Raw genomic sequence first — 15,982 nt, 5'->3', positions numbered from 1 at the left:
ACTCACTGGGCTCTCACGTGCCGGAAGAAAGGTAGTCGAGCGCAATCTGCACCTCGGCCTTCGTTCCCGCCTGCAAGGCGGACTCGTCGATATCGAACTTCGGATGATGATTTTGATACGGGTATCCCTGGGACTCGTCTCCGCCGCCCAGGAAAATGAAGCATCCGGGTATCTTGTTCGAGTAGGCGGAAAAGTCCTCGCTGGCACTCGTCGCAGGACCCCATCCAACATCCTCGGGTTTCAGTACCTTCGAAGCGGCAGCGAAGGCCAATTGCGCGCACGCCTCGTCATTGATGACGGCAGCGTAGCCCTCCTGCCACTCCAGAGTGGATGAGGCTCGGTGCGCAGCGCAGATTCCGGATACGATCTCTTCCACCCGCTGTTTGGCGTATTCACGATCACCCGATTCAGAAGTACGCAGAGACACGCCAAGCCGGGCAGTGTCCGGAATGACATTGGGGGCCTCCCCGGCCTGAAAGGTACCCACAGTTGCGACGGCGAAATGGTCGGGAGCGATTGAACGGGAAACGACAGTCTGGAGCCCCAGCACTATTTCTGCTCCAACAACGACAGGGTCTATCCCATGCTGGGGCATCGAACCGTGGGATCCTCTGCCCTGAATGGTGATGTACGTGCCGTCCACGGCAGAAGACGCCGGCCCGTGGGGGATGACAATCGTCCCTGACCTTTGGTTCATGATGTGAAGGCCGAAAATCGCGTCCACGTCATCGAGGACGCCCGCCGATACCAGCTCTGCCGCCCCTCCAGGAGGTTGTTCCTCGGCATGCTGGAAGATGAACTTCACGACACCGGAAAGCTGCGCCCGCATCTCTGTGAGCGCTTTCGCTGCGCCCAACAGCATCGCGGTATGGGCGTCGTGCCCGCAGGCATGCATGATGCCAGGGTTTTTCGACGCGAATTCCAGGCCTGTCTCTTCGTCGAGGGGCAGGGCGTCCATGTCGGCGCGGAGCGCAACAGTCCGGCCGGGAAATGCCCCGCGGAGGATTCCAATCACACTGGTTTCGGCCGGCTGGATGACTTCAAGACCGAAACCCTCGAGCGTGGCCCGCACCAGGTCGGAGGTCCGTGTCTCATGGAACGAAAGCTCCGGGTTCTGGTGAATATGTCGCCGCCAAGCAATCACTGAGTCAGTATCGACTTCTATTTTCATTGTTTTCCTCAATTCTCGTCGTCAGGGGTGAGCCTTTGGTCGCCTGATGTCGCCCGCTGCGGCCCCTTAGTATGAGCTGTTCGATGCGACTCCCATCTGCCCTTGCGAGTGGGGCTTGCGAAGAGCGGGACGAAGGCACGGCCGGCGATGACGCGCAGTGCGCGCCAAAGAATTACTCCGCAGTACTCCCCGAAGGAAGTGCCGGCGGCCAGCGCCAAGGCCGTTCCAACCGCTGCAAGTAGGGACGAGCCGGGCCGCGGCTGCCGGCCGCTCAACTCGAGGAGTCCTTGATACAGCTGGAGGCCGGGAAGCATTGGAAGAATGGCGCATGTCGCCACAGCGGTCGTAGGAAGCCGGAGACGGTTCGTGACCGCGACGGCGATGAGACCCGCCAGGAACGCGGCTCCTGCTGCACCCCATATCGCCCCCGCAATCGGAATGACGACGTTGAAGGTTGCATAGGAAAGGGCGGCCAACAACGCCGTGGGTATGAATGCGAGCGGTGGGGTTTGGCTGGCGATGCCGAAACCCAGAGCCACAAGTGCTGCGGCGGCCAGGACGACAGGCAAAGGGAAGGTGCCGATGCCGACGTTCTGGCTGATAGAGAGCGGCAGGCCGAGCAAATGGATCACGAGAAGTCCGAGCTGTACGCCGGCCACGAGCCCTGCCGTATTGGTGACACCTTCGAATATCCTGCCGGCAGCATTGATATACCAACCGGTGATGGCATCCTGGACCGCCCCCGTCGATGTCATTCCTGCCAGGGCAACGATGATGACGGCCACTACAACGACAGCAGGCGACGTTTCGGGGGCGATGGCTTGGATGACGGCGGCTACTGCTACGGCCAGTACTCCAACGACCGCTTGGACAAAGAATGAAGGCCAGCCTCGACGGAACAATGCGGTGAACAGCCAGTCAACGACGAGGTTAACTAAAAAGGCCGCCATCGCCACGAACGGGCCCCCGCCGAAGAGCACCGATGCCATCGAGCCTGCTGCCCCTGTGGCGAGACGGGTCGCCCACCAAGGATAACGGGCGCGCTGTTGCTCCAGCGCTCGAACCGATCTTGAAGCCTCGTAGGGTCGTACGTGTCCGGAGCGTACCCGGTCCACGAGTTCCATCACCGACGTGAGCCTGCCATAGTCGAAGACACGTGCCGGCACGGGACGGATCGCAAAATAGGTCCGTTCCTCCGAATCAGTCCAGTAGATCGTGACATCGGAGTAGCCGGCCGAGGTGGTCGCCGTTTGCATGCCGCCGGCTTCGGTTATCTGTGAAGCCGCTTCCGCTGCCTCACTCGCCGCGGCCCCGTTCGAAAGGAGGGCAGCCGCCGTCGCCGCCGCTGCCTCCAGGACAACGGAGGGGTTGGAATCGCCAAAAGAGCCGGACGAAGCGTGCGCGTCTTCAGGGATATTCGGCATGACCTCTTCCTACGCCCTGCCCGTTCCGTCAGGCAAGCATCGATGAACTTCCGTTGGCGATGCTGTCAGCTTCAGGTCCTGGCCTTGATGCGACGCAACCGCCAAGAAAAGGAAGCTGGACCGGCGCTCAGCATCGGCACGTCGGTCCACGCTCGGCAGCAGGGGCAGCACTGTGTCGCCTCTTCTAAATCCCCTGGACTTGAGAGGGAACCTTTCGTTCACTGGCGGTGGTGTTCAGGGAAGCCTCCCTTTTAAGGGTGCGTAGCACCACCGCTGTCGAGACCACGGAGACCAGAGCAATCAGGGCAAGGAATGTTGCTGGGCCCCACGACAGGTTGTTTGTCGCGGCCAGAAGGCCAGTTGCGATGAGTGGAGTGAACCCGGCGATGATGCCGGCAATGTTCGCCGAAAGGGCCATCGAGCTGTACAGGATCTTCGCGGGGAAGTAATCGCGGAACATCGCTCCGATCGGGGCGTAAGGGATCGTGCCCAGGCCGAACGCCAGAAGCATCGCGACCATGATCAAGCCGGGGTCCTTTGTGTCGACAAGCCAGAAGATTGGAAATGCGAGCAAGAGCGTCACTATGTAACCGATCAAAACCGTCTTTGCTGCTCCGATACGGTCAGCTACCTTGCCCGCCACAAGGAGAACAATGCCCTGTGCGAGGGCGCCAAGCACGGACGCGTTCAGGATGACCGAGGCCGGCAGCTTCAGGACGAGCGTGACGTAGCTGATCATGAAAGTTGTGATGACGCCGAAACCGGCCGTTGAGTAGAGGTAAGCACCCACACCCACAAGGAGCTTGCCGGGATGGTTGCGGAACAGTTCACGAAGCGGAGACTGCGCTGTCTCCCCCGAAGCTTCAAGCGCCTTGAACTCGCGCGTCTCCGGGAGGTACCAACGTGCCCACAGTGCTGCACCAACCAAGAGAACGGAGGCAAGGTAAGGAAGCCGCCACCCCCACTCCATGAAATCCGCCTTGGGAAGCAGAGCGACAATGGCAATTGCGCCGCTGCTCAGCAGAGTTCCGGCCGGCGAACCGAGTTGCACCAGGGCCGCGTACAGGCCTCGCTTATGAACGGGAGCATTTTCGACGGCCATGGCTGTGGCGCCGCCCCATTCGCCACCAGCAGCAATGCCCTGCGCGAAGCGGAGGATGACGAGCAGTACCGGCGCGATGACGCCCGCCGTGGCAAAGGTCGGAAGAACACCGATAAGGGCTGTTGCGGCTCCCATAAGCATGACAGTCACGACAAGCGCGCCTTTTCGCCCCAATTTGTCACCGAAGTGCCCGAAGACCATGGCACCCAACGGCCGTGCGACGAAACCCACGGCCATTGCCGCGAAACTACCCAGGAGTGAGGCTGTGGGACTGGATGAAGGAAAGAACAGAGGGCCGAAGACGATTGCCGCCGTCGTGCCGAATAGGAAGAAGTCGTACCACTCGAGGGCAGTCCCGACAAAGGCGCCGATAACGGAGCGGCGGGCATCCCGATGCTGATTGGCGGTCGTGGAGGGTGTAGCGCTCATTGCAGACCTCGTGCTTGATGTGATGGATTTCAATCCATTATGAGACCCAAACCACATATCCACAAAGACCAGAAAATGATGCAAACCATGCCGGATCAGCATGAACGGCTTGTCCGTCCACTCACTCACCACCCGGCCCAAGCGGAATTTTTCAAGCTGAACGGTACCAACGGGAGTTAGGCGGCTGACTGTTCGGGGGTTTCCTTGGGTTGGTTGATCCACGCCGCTCCTGGGAGCTCGAGGATTTTGGGGTCGGTGGTGGTGGTGAAGCGTTCGGGGTGTTTCGTCCGGGCTGCAGCGAGGGTTGCCGAGCGTTCTTTGGCGACATTGGCGGCGTGGCCGTAGTGGACGTTCGCGGGCGTGTGGAAGCCGATGCCGGAGTGCTGGTGGTGGTGGTTGTACCAGTCCACGAAACCGCTGATAAAGGCTCCGGCGTCGTGGACTGAGGTGAAGCGTTCCGGGAGTTCCGGACCGTACTTCAGGGTCTTGAACAGCGACTCACTGTAGGGATTATCATTCGAGACAACACATCGCAGTCGGCGCCACCCACGAAGGTTAAATAACAAGCTAAGTTGATCAGTCTCTGTGCTGCAGGATTGCCGGGGGCCATGACGTTCAACACCGTCCCAGGCGAGGATGATGACTACTCGTGCTGGAAAGCGCCAGGCCGTGGACGCCGCCACAGTCCGGTGGGGCGGCACGACATGCCGCACACGACTTCGGCGTCACATCAGCTGCACGCCCCCGTATGCCAGGGCCGCGATGAGGGCCCAGGACAACATGGCCGCGACGATCGCCCGGCCGCCGGTCCGCATCAGCGAGCCGACCCGAACGGATGAGCCAAGACCAAACAGGGCGGCAGCCAAAAGCAGGTCCTGAGCTGTCCCGGCCATGCCCAGGACAGCCGGCGGCAGGAAGCCTAGCGTCCGCACCAGGATCATGGCCATGAACCCGGCAACAAACAGCGGCACCAGCGGAGGTAGTTTTATCTCGGCACCGGACTCCCTCAATGGGCTGCCGACCCGCTTGTGCGTCCGGCGCCGGACAAGGGCAACGCCGGTGACCATCGGCGCCAGCATCAGCACGCGTGTGAGCTTGATGATCAACGCACCCGCCAAGGCTGCAGGACCGGCGGTTTGCGCCGTGGCAACCACCTGGCCCACGTCGTGCACGCTCGCTCCCACCCAATGGCCAAACGGCACCGGATCCAGTCCCAGCGGGATTTTCAGGAGCGGCAACACGCCGATGGCTAGGGTTCCGCACAAGGTGACGAGGGCGATCGGCACGACGGTATCCCGGTGGTCAGTCTTCGTCACGCCACTCATGGCGCCAATGGCGGACGCGCCGCAGATCGAAAAGCCTGTGGCCAGCAGGATCGGCTGGTCGCCAGGGAGCTTGAGGGCCTTGCCGAGCAGCAGCGTCCCAAAAAAAGTCAGGAGCACGATCGAGACGATAATCCCCAGGGTCCCCCAGCCCAACGCCGCCACGTCAAACAGGCTGAGTTTCAGGCCCAGCAACACAATGCCCAGCCGCATGAACTTCTTGCCCGAGAAATCCAGGCCGGGCCGCAAGATACCGGCGACAGGGGAGCTGCTGACCGGCACATTCGCTGCCAGAATGCCCAAAATGACCGCGGCGGTCAAAAACGGCATCGCCGGCACGGCCAGGTGCACCAGCCACGCTACCCCGACGGCGGCTGCCGCAACCACGAGGCCGGGCGCCCTTTTGTGCTTGAGGGGATTCGTCTTTAGGGCCGGCGGCAGGGTACGCCCCCGGTCGCGGCGCCGCTGGGCGGGCATCAGGTTCTGGGTCATGGTCGTGTGCGATCCGGTGAAACGCCGTAGCTGGCAGGCGGTTTCGGACCGGGATTCCTTTCTGTTGAAGCAGTTGGTCAGGCCGGTCATCCAGGTCTGGAAAGCGGCCTATATCCTTGCCGGAGAAGACTGAAGCACAGTGCTTGTGGTGGGGGTGGGGAGCTGGGCCGAGGTTCTCATGCATTCCATCCTTCCCCTGTGCGGAATCCGGCAGTAGGGGGCATATAGTTGTGGGGTCACAAGCGTGGATTGTGGCTCGAGTCGGAAGCCTGAACGAAGGAGCCCCGATGCTCAGTGCGCGGATGCCGGATCTGGCGGCGCTGCAGATGCTCGCCGCTGTCCAAGAACTGGGGAGCCTGTCCTCGGCGGCACACCAGCTGGGGTTGTCACAGCAGAGCGCTTCCTTGCGGATGAAGTCGTTGGAAGCGCAGGTGGGCGCCCCGCTGCTGGCCCGCACCCCGCGTGGTTCCACGCTGACGCAGACGGGTGCGCTGATTGCCGACTGGGCAGCCGAGGTCCTCGCCGCGGCCGAACGCCTGGACGCCGGAATAGCGTCGGTCCGCGCCGACAGTGTGAGCCGCTTGCATGTGGCGGCCAGCCAGACCATTGCCGAGTATCTGCTGCCACAGTGGCTCGTGGCACTGCGGCGCCAGCAGGAATCACTCGGGCTGGTCCCGACGAAGGTTCAGCTCAGTGTGTCCAACAGTGCGACAGTGGGGCAGCTTGTGCGGTCCGGTGCGGCCGCCCTGGGGTTCATCGAAAGCCCCACAGTTCCCGCCGATGTGGCCAGCCGCACCGTGCGCTACGATGACCTGGTCCTCGTTGTCGCTCCGGAGCATCGATGGGCCACAAGGCGTTCCGCCGTCACTCCGGAGGAACTGGCAGCAACCCCCCTGGTAACCCGCGAACAGGGCAGCGGTACCCGGGAAGCGCTTGAGCACCTCCTCACCCAGAACACCCAAAAAACCATGGCAGCGCCCGCCGTCGAGCTCTCCACCACTGCAGCGGTCCGCTCCGCAATTGCGGCGGGCACCGCACCCGGAGTGCTCGGCGAGCTGGCCGTCGGCGACGACCTGGCCCTGCACCGCCTCGCTGCCGTTGCCGTCTCCGGGCCGCCCCTGCGGCGGCCGCTCACCGCGATCTGGCTCACGGGCAGCGCACCCCCATCCGGTGCCGCCCGCGATTTGGCAGCCGTCGCCGCAGGGCCCGGCGGACAGTGACCGTGACGCAGTGCCCCGCGGATCCCCGCTCCAGCTCGCTGATGCTTTCCAACGTTCTGCCAAAAATCCTCCATGGGCTCCTGTCGCCGCGCCCGGCCGGGTACAGGCCCACCACGGGTTCATCTGTTCCATGGACCTTGACCGCGTTGGTTCCCTCACCCGATGGTTCGACGCGGCCATGGAGCCCTTTCAGGCCGTCCGGAAATCCTCGCCACGATTCCCGGGGTCTCCAGCCTGGTCGCCGATGGCATCATCGCGGAAACCGAGGCGGATATGAGCCACTTTGAAATCCCCGGCGGACTGGCCTCCTGGGCCGGACTCAGTCCGGCTCCAACGGCCTCCGCAGGCCGGGTTAATTCCACCAAAACCCGCCCCGGGAATCCGTACCTCAAGGGCGCGCTGGGCGTCGCGACGTTGAGCGCGCCCGCCACACCAAGGACAGCTACCTCGGGGCACGTTTAGCAGGCTCATCGTGCGCCGCGACAAGACCAAGGCCGTCGTCTCCACCGAACACGCCACGCTCACCGACGCCTGGTACCTCCTCTCCGACGACGAGAGCTACGACGACTCCGGAGGCGACTCCTACACCAAAAAGGACCCGCCCCGCCAAAAACAACGCCATCCGCAGTCTCCAGGAACTCGTGTACAAGGGGTCGGATCGAACGCACCCTGTTCATCCTGGACTGGCTCCAAAGCGTGGAACTCCGCCGCCGGGTCAACGCCGGACTGAACAAGGGAGAAGCACGCAACGCCCTCGCCAGGGCCGTGTTCTTCAACCGCCTCGGCGAAATCCGGGACCGCGGATTCGAACAACAACGCTACCGCGCCCGCGGACTGAACCTCCTCACCGCCGCCATCGTGCTCTGGAACACCGTCTACCTTGAACGGGCCACCAACAACCTCCGCGACCGAGACCACAGTTTCGATGACGCCTTGTTGCAGCACTTGTCTCCGCTCGGCTGGGAACACATCAACCTCACCGGCGACTACACCTGGCGCAGCACCGCCCGGATCGGCCCAGGCAAATTCAGGCCACTGCGCCCACTGTCCAAGGCTTAGCGTGGTATTTTTTCCGTTTTCTGAAGCGCCGTAACTATTCAGGGGGCGTGTGGCGTGTTGACGCGGTTTAGGCGTCCGCCGGGTGGATTCTGAAGAGGTTCGCAGGCAGGTAGGCACCTTCCCTGGTTGGCTGGTTCACATGTCCGATTCATCCGCTGTTCCCACGGTCGGGTCGTTGCTGGCCCGGCTGGAAGAATCCGACGCGCTGATCACGGCCCTGAAAACCGGGGTCGGCTCCCTGCGCTCGAGGGTCGCCACCCTCGAAGGCCGCCTGAAAAAGAACTCGCAGAACTCCTCCAAACCACCGAGCACCGACGCGTTCACCAAACCGCCGCCACGGTCCCTGCGCCGGCCCTCGGGCCGTTCCCCGGGCAAGCAGTCCGGGGATCCGGGGATGCGCCCGGAACCGGTCGATACCGCCGATGTGGTGCCGATCCACGAACCGGACCGCTGCGGGCGCTGCGGGCTGGATGTTTCCCAGGGACCGGTGACCGGAGAGCGGTTCCGGCAGGTCTTCGACCTGCCCGCGATCCGGCTGCACATCACCGAGCACCGGGCACGCACCCGCCAATGCTCCTGCGGGCACCAGTGCGAAGCGCCCTTCCCGGCCGAGGCCACCGCCACCACCTGCTACGGGCCAAGGATCCAGGGGCTGGGCGCCTAGCTGATGGGCCGGCACCACCTGCCGGTGGCCCGCACCGCCGAGCTGATGGCCGACGCCTTCGGTGCCCCGGTCTCCACCGGGTGGCTGGCCTCCCTGCAACCGCGGGCGAAGAAGCTGCTCGAACCGTTCCTGGAAGCGGCCAGGGCCCGGGTGCGCCACGCAGGGGTGGCGCACTTTGATGAGACCGGGGCCCGGGTTCAGGGGAAGCTGGCCTGGGTGCATGTGGCCTCCACCGGGGCGGTGACGCTCTTGCATCTGGCCCCGGCACGCAGCGGCGGGTCCATTGAAGCCGGCGGGATCCTGGGGCACGGCTTCAACGGGGTGGCGGTGCACGCCGGGCTTCCGGCCTACCGCCGCTACCCGGTCCGGCATGGGTTGTGCAACGCGCACCACCTCCGGGAACTGGCCGGGATCGCCGAGGCCGGCGGGCAGGACTGGCCGCTGCGGATGGCCGATTTGTTGGTGGAGATGCTCGTGGCCGTGGACGGGGCCAAAGCGGCAGGCAAGACCAGCCTGAACAAGTGGGTGCTGCGCGGACGCCGGCGCCGGTACCGGCGCCTGATTGCCCGCGGGGTGGGACTGAATCCGCTCCCGCCACCGACCGGGAAGCGCGGCCGGCCCGCGATGGGCCCGGTGCGTTCCCTGCTCAAACGCCTGGACACCTACGAGGACGATGTCCTGCGCTTCGCCCACGACTTCACCGTCAGCTTCGATAACAACCACGCGGAGCGTGACGTCCGGATGGTCAAGCTGCAGCAGAAGGTCTCCGGATCCTGGCGGTCATGGGAGGGCGCCGAAGCGTTTCTGGCCGTGCGCTCCTACGTCGGAACCGCACGGAAACAGGGCAAAAACGCCGGTGGTGCCCTCAGGGACCTCTTCTGCGGGAACCCCTGGATCCCCGCCACCCCCTGAACAGTTACGAAGCGCCCCCTAATTCACAAGCCACACCCCTATGAACGGCTGCCGCCCCACCACGAGGCCAGGGCCCGCTGGACCATGATCGGAATCACCAGCAACGGCTCGCCAAGCGGGTGTAGGAACAGGCTCTACGACTATTGGCGGGGGAAAAATTTCAACATCTTTATCTAGAACGGTTGACTTGAACGAGTGTTCACATCAGAGTATTTACAGCACTTGATCCACATCACAAGGAAGCTGTTCATCATGAGTAGTCAAACGATCGAGCATTTGGAAGTCCTCATCAGCGAGCCTGAACAACTTTACGAGTTGCTCAACGATGCAGAGGCTGTGCTCCGTCAAGCAGCAATGGCCCAGCGCTCTGCCGGCATCCTGGTCACCCGCCATGATCCTGTCCGGTACACGTTCGAGCTCAGCGACACGGTTCCCTTTGGGGAGACTTGGGAGCAGACACGCTCGTGACCGTCAGTCGAGGGCCTCACCACCGGGCCGTCGCCGTGGACCACTTACCATCTGGTCTTTGTGGCCAACGTCATGCTCACTCGGGTCCGCCCAGGGGTTTCCCGGGGTCGTAGGCGATCAGTGAGCGGCGGATGGCCTGGCCGGTCTGGTCGTTGTGCCAGATGGCCGCGGTCATGGCCAGCAGCCTCTGGATGATGCGTGTGGTGACCCCGGCCGGGGTGCGCCCGCCGTATTGTTCCAGATTGAGCTGGCCTTTGAGGGTGTCGTTGATGGATTCGATGATCTGGCGCAGGGGTTTGAAGAACCGGGCCCCGGGCCGGGGTCTTTCGCCCTTGCGTGCCGGGCGCAGCAGCCCGGTCCCGACCCCGTTCGGCTCCTCCTCGAACCCGGCGCCGTAGTGGTTTTTGTCGCCGATGAGGAGCTGCCGGTGGCCGTCGGCCTGGAGCGGGTTCATGGCCGGGGTGTTGGCGAGGATGTCCAGGAGGGTTTGGCGTTCATCGGCGGTGGCCCCGGTCAGGGCATAGCCGGCCGGCAGCCCGTGCACGGTGGCGACCAGGTGCAGGCGCAGCCCCAAAACCAGCGGGTGTGGGAGGGGCAGTACCCGTATTCGGCCCACCCGGCCATCTCCGAGCGGCGCACGGTCTCCGTGGAGCGGGCGCATTCGACCGGGGTTGAATCGACGACCCACACGTCGTCGCAGCAGATGTCGTTCCGCTGGGCGAGCACGCCGATGAGCCAGTTCATGGCCCGGGGGCCGGCGCAGGTGCTTGTTGCAGTCTTACCTGGCCCGGCAGGGAGGGGAACATCGCGTGCAGGAACGTGTTCGCATATCTCAGCCAGCGGGCCTGGCTGGTAGACCCCAGCAGGGCCTGCATGACCGAGAGCGTGATGAGTTCGGCGTCGGTGATCCGGGGGCTGGTGCAGACCCGGGGCCGGTAGGGCATCCGTTCGGGGTGGGCCTTCACCAGGTCGTCGGTGGCGGCAGAGAATGCCGTTGTAGGGGTGTCCAGATCGGCGTCCACGGGGGCCTCCGGGGTCGGCGTTGGGTTTGACGCCGCCGGTTCTGGGCACCCCTGCATCCCGCGTCAAGACGCGATGGCCCTCCAACACCCCTTGGAATAACTCATCTAGCAGTGCCGCCCGAACGACGGCATAAATTCATGCCAGCGGACTCGGTTTCACCACGAACCGCGAAGCCGAAAACCGGAACCACCCCGGCCCTCCCAAGGCCACCGTAAACGACGACCACCCCACCTCAACAACAGGGGGGGTACTTAAGAGATACAAGCCACATATGGACTAAATTTGTCTTCGGATGGGCGAATCCACAGACGATAAGCCAAAAATCTATGTCCGAGTGCCGAGAAAGAAAGACGCCGCATCCATGACCCCCTTGAATGACCGCACCATCCTTGTCTCCGGAGCCAATGCCGCTGAGGTGAGCTGGCCGTTGCGGCCCGTGATCGGGCAGACGTTTGACGCTGTCTTGTTCGATATGGATGGCACCCTCATTGATTCGACCCCCGCGGTGCTTCGGTCCTGGCTTGCGTGGTGTGCCGAACGTGGACTCGCTCCATCGTTCCTCGACGGCGCCCACGGCCAGCCGGCCCGGGATATTGTGGCTTCTCTGGTCCCGCCCGAAGAGTTCGACGCAGCCTTTGAGCGCATTCAACAACTTGAGATCACCGAGCTCTGCGGTATCACCATCCTTCCGGGAGCCGCCGAAGCGCTCTCGGCGATCGGGGAATATCGCAAAGCAATTGTTACCTCGTGTACGCGGGCCCTGGCCGCGGCACGAATCGCTGCTTCCGGGCTGGTGTCGCCCCGCGTGGTAGTCACCGCCGACGACGTCATACACGGCAAACCGGACCCCGAACCCTTCGCGCTCGGCGCCCGACGGCTGGGCTTCGAGCCCGGCCGCTGCCTCGTCGTCGAAGACGCATCGGCTGGCCTGCGCTCCGCGCATGATGCCGGGTGCACGACCTTGGCGGTGGCGGGCACACATGCAGCGGCGGATCTAAGCGCCGATCTCATCCTTACCAGCCTGGCTGAACTCGAATTCTCGGCAACGGCCAGTGGCATCCACATCGCGCGGCGCGCGTCCCCAGGCGGGTAATTCCGCCGGCTGCCACCAGCGTCCACGGAGCGCCGGTGCAGCAGGGTATACGACGCGTCCCTGGCCCGTCACGAACAATGGAACAGGATCCGGCGCTAACGGCTCTGGCGCATGTTCGGGGCGTGAAGCCAAGTCAGCGGAAGGCTTAGCGCCAACCACTGTTCCGCTGCAGGTCAGACCCCAAGACCGGGACGAAGCAGCGCGCCTGACGTTACAGACGCTCGAATCCGGGGGTGGCCACGACTCAGAGCTGGCTCGCAACGCCGTCGTGATCGTCTCCGAATCCACCGACGCCAAACGCACCTTGAGTGGCGACCCCTCAAACGCGCCAAGGCAGAGGCCCAGCGCATCGCGGACGGCTTCGCTCCGCATGTTCGCGCCGTCGTCCCAGTCCCCTACGACCCGGCCCTGGTCAACGGACCCATCAGGTGACGCCCTGCAAGGGGTGGGACCCAAGTACGCCTGAAACCTGCCATGCCCCATGGCGGGGAATGCATGGTTCTAGATTCTGGTGGGTGGGAATAGTGCCCCTGGTTGCAGGTCTAGTTTCGTTTGCGGGTCTTGGTCCGGCGGGGCGAGGTTGAGGACGTAGTCTCCGAAGCGGCGGATGCTCCTGGTGATATAGGGAGAGATCGTGGCCAGGTCTTCGGTGTCGATAGTGTGGCCTTCGGCTGCGAGCTCGTTGGCGGCGGCGGTGATGTCGCAGGCGGTGGAGTAGATGACGATGTTGGCCAGCAGCTCGTTGAACTTGATGATCTTTTCCTGCTGTTCGGGGTCGTTGTGACCGATCATTTCGTTCCCGAAAGCCAGCCAGTCGCTGAATTTGTGGAACGATTCGACCCGGTTGGTGATCGCGGTGATCTGTTCGCGCAGTTCGGGGTCGGATAGATAGCGGAGCAGCGTGATGGTGCGCACGACGCGCCCGAGTTCGCGGAAGGCCCGGTAGAGGCGGTTCTTGCGGGAGTGGTTGCCCAGCCTGCGTAAAAGGGTGACTGATGACAGGCGGCCCTCGCGGATGGAAATGACGGTGCGCATCAGGTCGGGCCAGTGGGTCTCGATCAGTCCCCAGTCGATGGCTGTGTCACCGAACAGTGAGTCGATGTGCGTGTAGCGGGTGGTCGTGTCGGGGCGGTAGAGAATGAGGTCTTTCCAGTCCCGGATGCGTGGGAGCAGGTCAAAGCCCAGGAGCGCGGCGAGACCGAAGACGGGCAGGGACTGTCCTTGCGTGTCGGCGTGGATCGTGTCGGGTTGCAGCTCGGAGTCGTTTTGCAGCAGTCCTTCGATGATGTAGACCGCTTCCCACACTCCGCAGGGAATGAAGTGGCTGAACAGCGCGATGTAGGTGTCGGAAACGTGGCGGTAGGCGATGCCTCCGTATCCCCCGTAGCGGATATGGGACTCGGCCAGCAGGTTGTTCTCCCAGGTATCGACCTGGGTGCCGTCGGCTGCGACGGTGCGCCCATCGCCCCAGACGGAGGCGACGTCCAGATGCGCAAAGGCATTGATGACCTCGGCCGAGGCACGGGTGATCTTCTCGGCCGTGGCGTGCTTGTTCCCTGCGGTGTAGAGCTCGTGGGCGCTGACGGCGCCTTCCATGTGGCGGGCGACCTGTGCGGGGCCAAGGAGGGTGCCGTAGGTGAAGACAGTGAGGCAGTATCGGCCCAAGGCGTCGCGCAGTTTCGGGTCGGAGCCCGAGGCCGGTCCGAAATGCTTGTGCCAGCCCAGCCGGTGGGCGCTGACGGTAATGATGTCCAGAAGTCCGCGTTCGCTCAGGCGCTCATGGACGGCTGCTTCCAGGGCGATGGCCGATGGCCTCCGGTCGGCCCCTTTCCGGCGTTTGAGCAAGGGCCGGTCGCCTTCCAGGACGAGGTCGGTGTTGGCCGGGTATCCGGCGTCGGCGGCCTGTGCGGTGTCGGCCAGCTGCGCCTTGAAGTGCTCGACCAGCCCGCTCCCGGTTGCGGGGATGCCGGTCTGGGAGCAAAGTCCTCGGCGAGGTCGCGGCACTGCTGCCAAGTCATCATCTGCCGGTGCAGCCCCGCGTAGGAATCGGCGCCGACCACTGCGATATCGCCCGAGCGCAGTTCCGCGGCGAGGAATGAGAACACGCAGACCTCCAGGTGGCGGCGCGCGAGTTTCCCGGGGTGCTTCTTGTCACGGATGACCTTCTTCCACGCCTCGGTAGCGAAGGAGTCCAGATCGAGTGCCAGCTTCCGCAAGGTGCCATCTTCGCCGGCAACCGTGAGGGTTTCGGGGACGTATTCACCGGTGCGTTTGCGGCAGGCACGAATGAAGTTCACGGCATTCACCACGCTGGCATCAGCGCTGGTCGCTTCCAGGACAAGGGCCTCCAACAGCTCGAACAGGGCGGCGCGGTGAGCCCGGCAGAACGATTCCAGCAGTGGCAAGTAGTTGCGTCCGTGGTGGGCCGAGACCGCTTCGTGTGCGGCTGTCAGCCGCTTCAGGCCACCGGCGGCCTGAAGCGTCTCCAAGAGTTTCTGCCCCGCCGCGGCTGCGTCGAACCCTCCCTCGGAGGTCTCTTCATTCCCGGACACCTCATGGGCCAGGGAGAGGACCTCTCCGAACACATCGAGCAGGTACTCCGACTCGGCGCGGTGGGCGAGTTTGAGTTCCTCGAGCCGCTCGCGTCCCTTTTTGTGGACGAGGGCCATGCGTTTGCAGAACATCTCGACGGTCTCGTCGCGCAGGCGGATACGGGTCTCATGCAGCAGGCACGCGATGAGGGTCAGCCGCTTGGGCTCCCCGGTCCTGGAGAGTTCATCGACATCGAGGGCGCGGGCCTGCCCGGCGAAATGGGAGATCCGCTGCGCCGAGACGCCGCCGAGCCAGGTGCCGGTCTCGCCGACCGCGTCGAGCCGGCGCAGGAGCTCGATGCGGTCCTTGAATTTCCCCAGCTTCATCGCCGAGCCCGCGGGCGCCTTGAGCGTCTCGAATTCGCTGCGCCGCGATACAGGGTCCACCAGCAGCAATCGTTCCAACCGCAGCCGGTCACCGGAAGCCATCCGCTCTTGAACCCCGGCGAACAGCGTGGTGTTGTACCGGGCACGGATCCTGGCGACCATGCTGTCGAGAGTCGAATACCCGGGCAGCTCGCAGCCGGCACGGAGCAGTTCCTCCAACGCCACGTTAATCAGGTCGGCAGGGTGGTCTTTGGTCACCACCGCGGCCTCCAACGCCCCGGCAGCCATCCGGCGAACCCGTTTGGCATCGTAGACGACGCCCATGCGGACGCGGACATAATCGCGATAGCGCCACCAGGTCCTCTCCGCCCGGGACGCGCCGGCAAGGTCGATCGTCACACCCAACAGCGCTCCAACATGGCCGGTAACGGCCGCGGGAACCTCCTCGGCCCGCGTGAAATACCCCAACCGCTGATAGCACTTCAACACCGTCAGCAGCACCGCACGACCGGCTTCGTCCCGTGTCTTTGCCCCGGCCCAGTCCTTCTCGTCCTCGGTCGGGGTGAACGACTCTGCCAACTGCCGCTCCGATACCGCAGCGGTGAATCTCGGATAGGCGGTCCTGTCCACGGACGTCACGAATCTTCCTCTCCTGCAGGGAACCGGAGGCACCAGCGAGGCGCAC

Annotated in this window: 13 protein-coding genes and 4 pseudogenes; 9 read left to right on the top strand and 8 right to left on the bottom strand. The window is 64.0% G+C overall.

Annotation, left to right across the window (positions count from 1 at the left end):
• Positions 1-13 precede the first annotated feature (13 nt).
• The 5 genes and pseudogenes from ACQCSX_RS21315 to ACQCSX_RS21295 all read right to left on the bottom strand — a co-directional run bounded on the left by ACQCSX_RS21315 (position 14) and on the right by ACQCSX_RS21295 (position 5,925).
• Complete coding sequence (locus ACQCSX_RS21315) at positions 14-1,171, bottom strand: M20 metallopeptidase family protein (protein WP_427019257.1); 1,158 nt, start codon at positions 1,169-1,171, stop codon at positions 14-16.
• Positions 1,172-1,179: 8 nt separating this feature from the next.
• The gene (locus tag ACQCSX_RS21310; protein WP_427019256.1) at positions 1,180-2,595 is read right to left on the bottom strand and encodes a threonine/serine ThrE exporter family protein; all 1,416 of its coding nucleotides are present in this window, start codon (positions 2,593-2,595) and stop codon (positions 1,180-1,182) included.
• A 184-nt stretch (positions 2,596-2,779) separates the two neighbouring features.
• On the bottom strand, positions 2,780-4,348 hold the full coding sequence (locus ACQCSX_RS21305; RefSeq protein ID WP_427019255.1) for an MFS transporter: 1,569 nt from the start codon (positions 4,346-4,348) through the stop codon (positions 2,780-2,782).
• Positions 4,303-4,659: pseudogene (locus ACQCSX_RS21300) on the bottom strand (integrase core domain-containing protein); the annotation flags it as partial. The pseudogene ACQCSX_RS21300 and the gene ACQCSX_RS21305, both read right to left, overlap by 46 nt.
• A gap of 192 nt (positions 4,660-4,851) precedes the next feature.
• Complete coding sequence (locus ACQCSX_RS21295; protein WP_427019273.1) at positions 4,852-5,925, bottom strand: YeiH family protein; 1,074 nt, start codon at positions 5,923-5,925, stop codon at positions 4,852-4,854.
• 302 nt (positions 5,926-6,227) lie between these two features.
• On the opposite strand from ACQCSX_RS21295, the gene ACQCSX_RS21290 reads away from it, so the two are divergent.
• The 7 genes and pseudogenes from ACQCSX_RS21290 to ACQCSX_RS21260 all read left to right on the top strand — a co-directional run bounded on the left by ACQCSX_RS21290 (position 6,228) and on the right by ACQCSX_RS21260 (position 10,263).
• On the top strand, positions 6,228-7,160 hold the full coding sequence (locus tag ACQCSX_RS21290; RefSeq protein ID WP_427019254.1) for a LysR family transcriptional regulator: 933 nt from the start codon (positions 6,228-6,230) through the stop codon (positions 7,158-7,160).
• Positions 7,161-7,322: 162 nt separating this feature from the next.
• A complete protein-coding gene (locus ACQCSX_RS21285; RefSeq protein WP_427019253.1) occupies positions 7,323-7,622 on the top strand; it encodes an IS110 family transposase in 300 nt (99 codons plus the stop codon).
• Positions 7,623-7,632: 10 nt separating this feature from the next.
• A complete protein-coding gene (locus ACQCSX_RS21280; RefSeq protein WP_427019252.1) occupies positions 7,633-7,890 on the top strand; it encodes a hypothetical protein in 258 nt (85 codons plus the stop codon).
• Positions 7,812-8,219 (top strand): annotated as a pseudogene (locus tag ACQCSX_RS21275) (Tn3 family transposase); the annotation flags it as partial. The gene ACQCSX_RS21280 and the pseudogene ACQCSX_RS21275, both read left to right, overlap by 79 nt.
• A gap of 139 nt (positions 8,220-8,358) precedes the next feature.
• Positions 8,359-8,883, top strand: coding sequence for a DUF6444 domain-containing protein (locus ACQCSX_RS21270; RefSeq protein WP_427019208.1), 525 nt, complete (start codon positions 8,359-8,361; stop codon positions 8,881-8,883).
• A gap of 3 nt (positions 8,884-8,886) precedes the next feature.
• On the top strand, positions 8,887-9,795 hold the full coding sequence (gene tnpC, locus ACQCSX_RS21265) for an IS66 family transposase (RefSeq protein WP_427019251.1): 909 nt from the start codon (positions 8,887-8,889) through the stop codon (positions 9,793-9,795).
• A 252-nt stretch (positions 9,796-10,047) separates the two neighbouring features.
• Complete coding sequence (locus tag ACQCSX_RS21260) at positions 10,048-10,263, top strand: hypothetical protein (RefSeq protein WP_427019250.1); 216 nt, start codon at positions 10,048-10,050, stop codon at positions 10,261-10,263.
• A gap of 76 nt (positions 10,264-10,339) precedes the next feature.
• Here ACQCSX_RS21260 and ACQCSX_RS21255 read toward each other — a convergent pair.
• A pseudogene (locus ACQCSX_RS21255) lies at positions 10,340-11,285 on the bottom strand (IS982 family transposase).
• Positions 11,286-11,578: 293 nt separating this feature from the next.
• Here ACQCSX_RS21255 and ACQCSX_RS21250 point away from each other — a divergent pair.
• Entirely contained in the window at positions 11,579-12,379 is an 801-nt protein-coding gene (locus ACQCSX_RS21250; RefSeq protein ID WP_427019249.1) for an HAD family hydrolase, read from the top strand.
• Between the two features lie 181 nt (positions 12,380-12,560).
• Positions 12,561-12,808 (top strand): annotated as a pseudogene (locus tag ACQCSX_RS21245) (chromosome partitioning protein ParA); the annotation flags it as partial.
• Between the two features lie 72 nt (positions 12,809-12,880).
• On the opposite strand, the gene ACQCSX_RS21240 reads toward ACQCSX_RS21245, so the two are convergent.
• A complete protein-coding gene (locus ACQCSX_RS21240; RefSeq protein ID WP_427019248.1) occupies positions 12,881-14,224 on the bottom strand; it encodes a transposase in 1,344 nt (447 codons plus the stop codon).
• Entirely contained in the window at positions 14,149-15,936 is a 1,788-nt protein-coding gene (locus ACQCSX_RS21235; protein WP_427019247.1) for a DUF4158 domain-containing protein, read from the bottom strand. The genes ACQCSX_RS21240 and ACQCSX_RS21235 overlap by 76 nt, the downstream gene beginning before the upstream one ends.
• Between the last annotated feature and the right edge of the window lie 46 nt (positions 15,937-15,982).

This window comes from Pseudarthrobacter sp. P1 (assembly GCF_050156935.1).
Taxonomy (GTDB): Bacteria; Actinomycetota; Actinomycetes; order Actinomycetales; family Micrococcaceae; genus Specibacter.
The sequence above is the reverse complement of the archived record's forward strand: the minus strand, read 5'-3'. Positions and strand labels throughout refer to the sequence as shown.

What these genes read in the sequence shown, in the direction of transcription:
- ACQCSX_RS21315 (WP_427019257.1), bottom strand. Translation starts at nt 1,171, where the DNA reads ATGAAAATAGAAGTCGATACTGACTCAGTGATTGCTTGGCGGCGACAT.
- ACQCSX_RS21310 (WP_427019256.1), bottom strand. Translation starts at nt 2,595, where the DNA reads ATGCCGAATATCCCTGAAGACGCGCACGCTTCGTCCGGCTCTTTTGGC.
- ACQCSX_RS21295 (WP_427019273.1), bottom strand. Translation starts at nt 5,925, where the DNA reads ATGCCCGCCCAGCGGCGCCGCGACCGGGGGCGTACCCTGCCGCCGGCC.
- ACQCSX_RS21290 (WP_427019254.1), top strand. Translation starts at nt 6,228, where the DNA reads ATGCTCAGTGCGCGGATGCCGGATCTGGCGGCGCTGCAGATGCTCGCC.
- ACQCSX_RS21285 (WP_427019253.1), top strand. Translation starts at nt 7,323, where the DNA reads ATGGTTCGACGCGGCCATGGAGCCCTTTCAGGCCGTCCGGAAATCCTC.
- ACQCSX_RS21270 (WP_427019208.1), top strand. Translation starts at nt 8,359, where the DNA reads ATGTCCGATTCATCCGCTGTTCCCACGGTCGGGTCGTTGCTGGCCCGG.
- tnpC (WP_427019251.1), top strand. Translation starts at nt 8,887, where the DNA reads ATGGGCCGGCACCACCTGCCGGTGGCCCGCACCGCCGAGCTGATGGCC.
- ACQCSX_RS21260 (WP_427019250.1), top strand. Translation starts at nt 10,048, where the DNA reads ATGAGTAGTCAAACGATCGAGCATTTGGAAGTCCTCATCAGCGAGCCT.
- ACQCSX_RS21250 (WP_427019249.1), top strand. Translation starts at nt 11,579, where the DNA reads ATGGGCGAATCCACAGACGATAAGCCAAAAATCTATGTCCGAGTGCCG.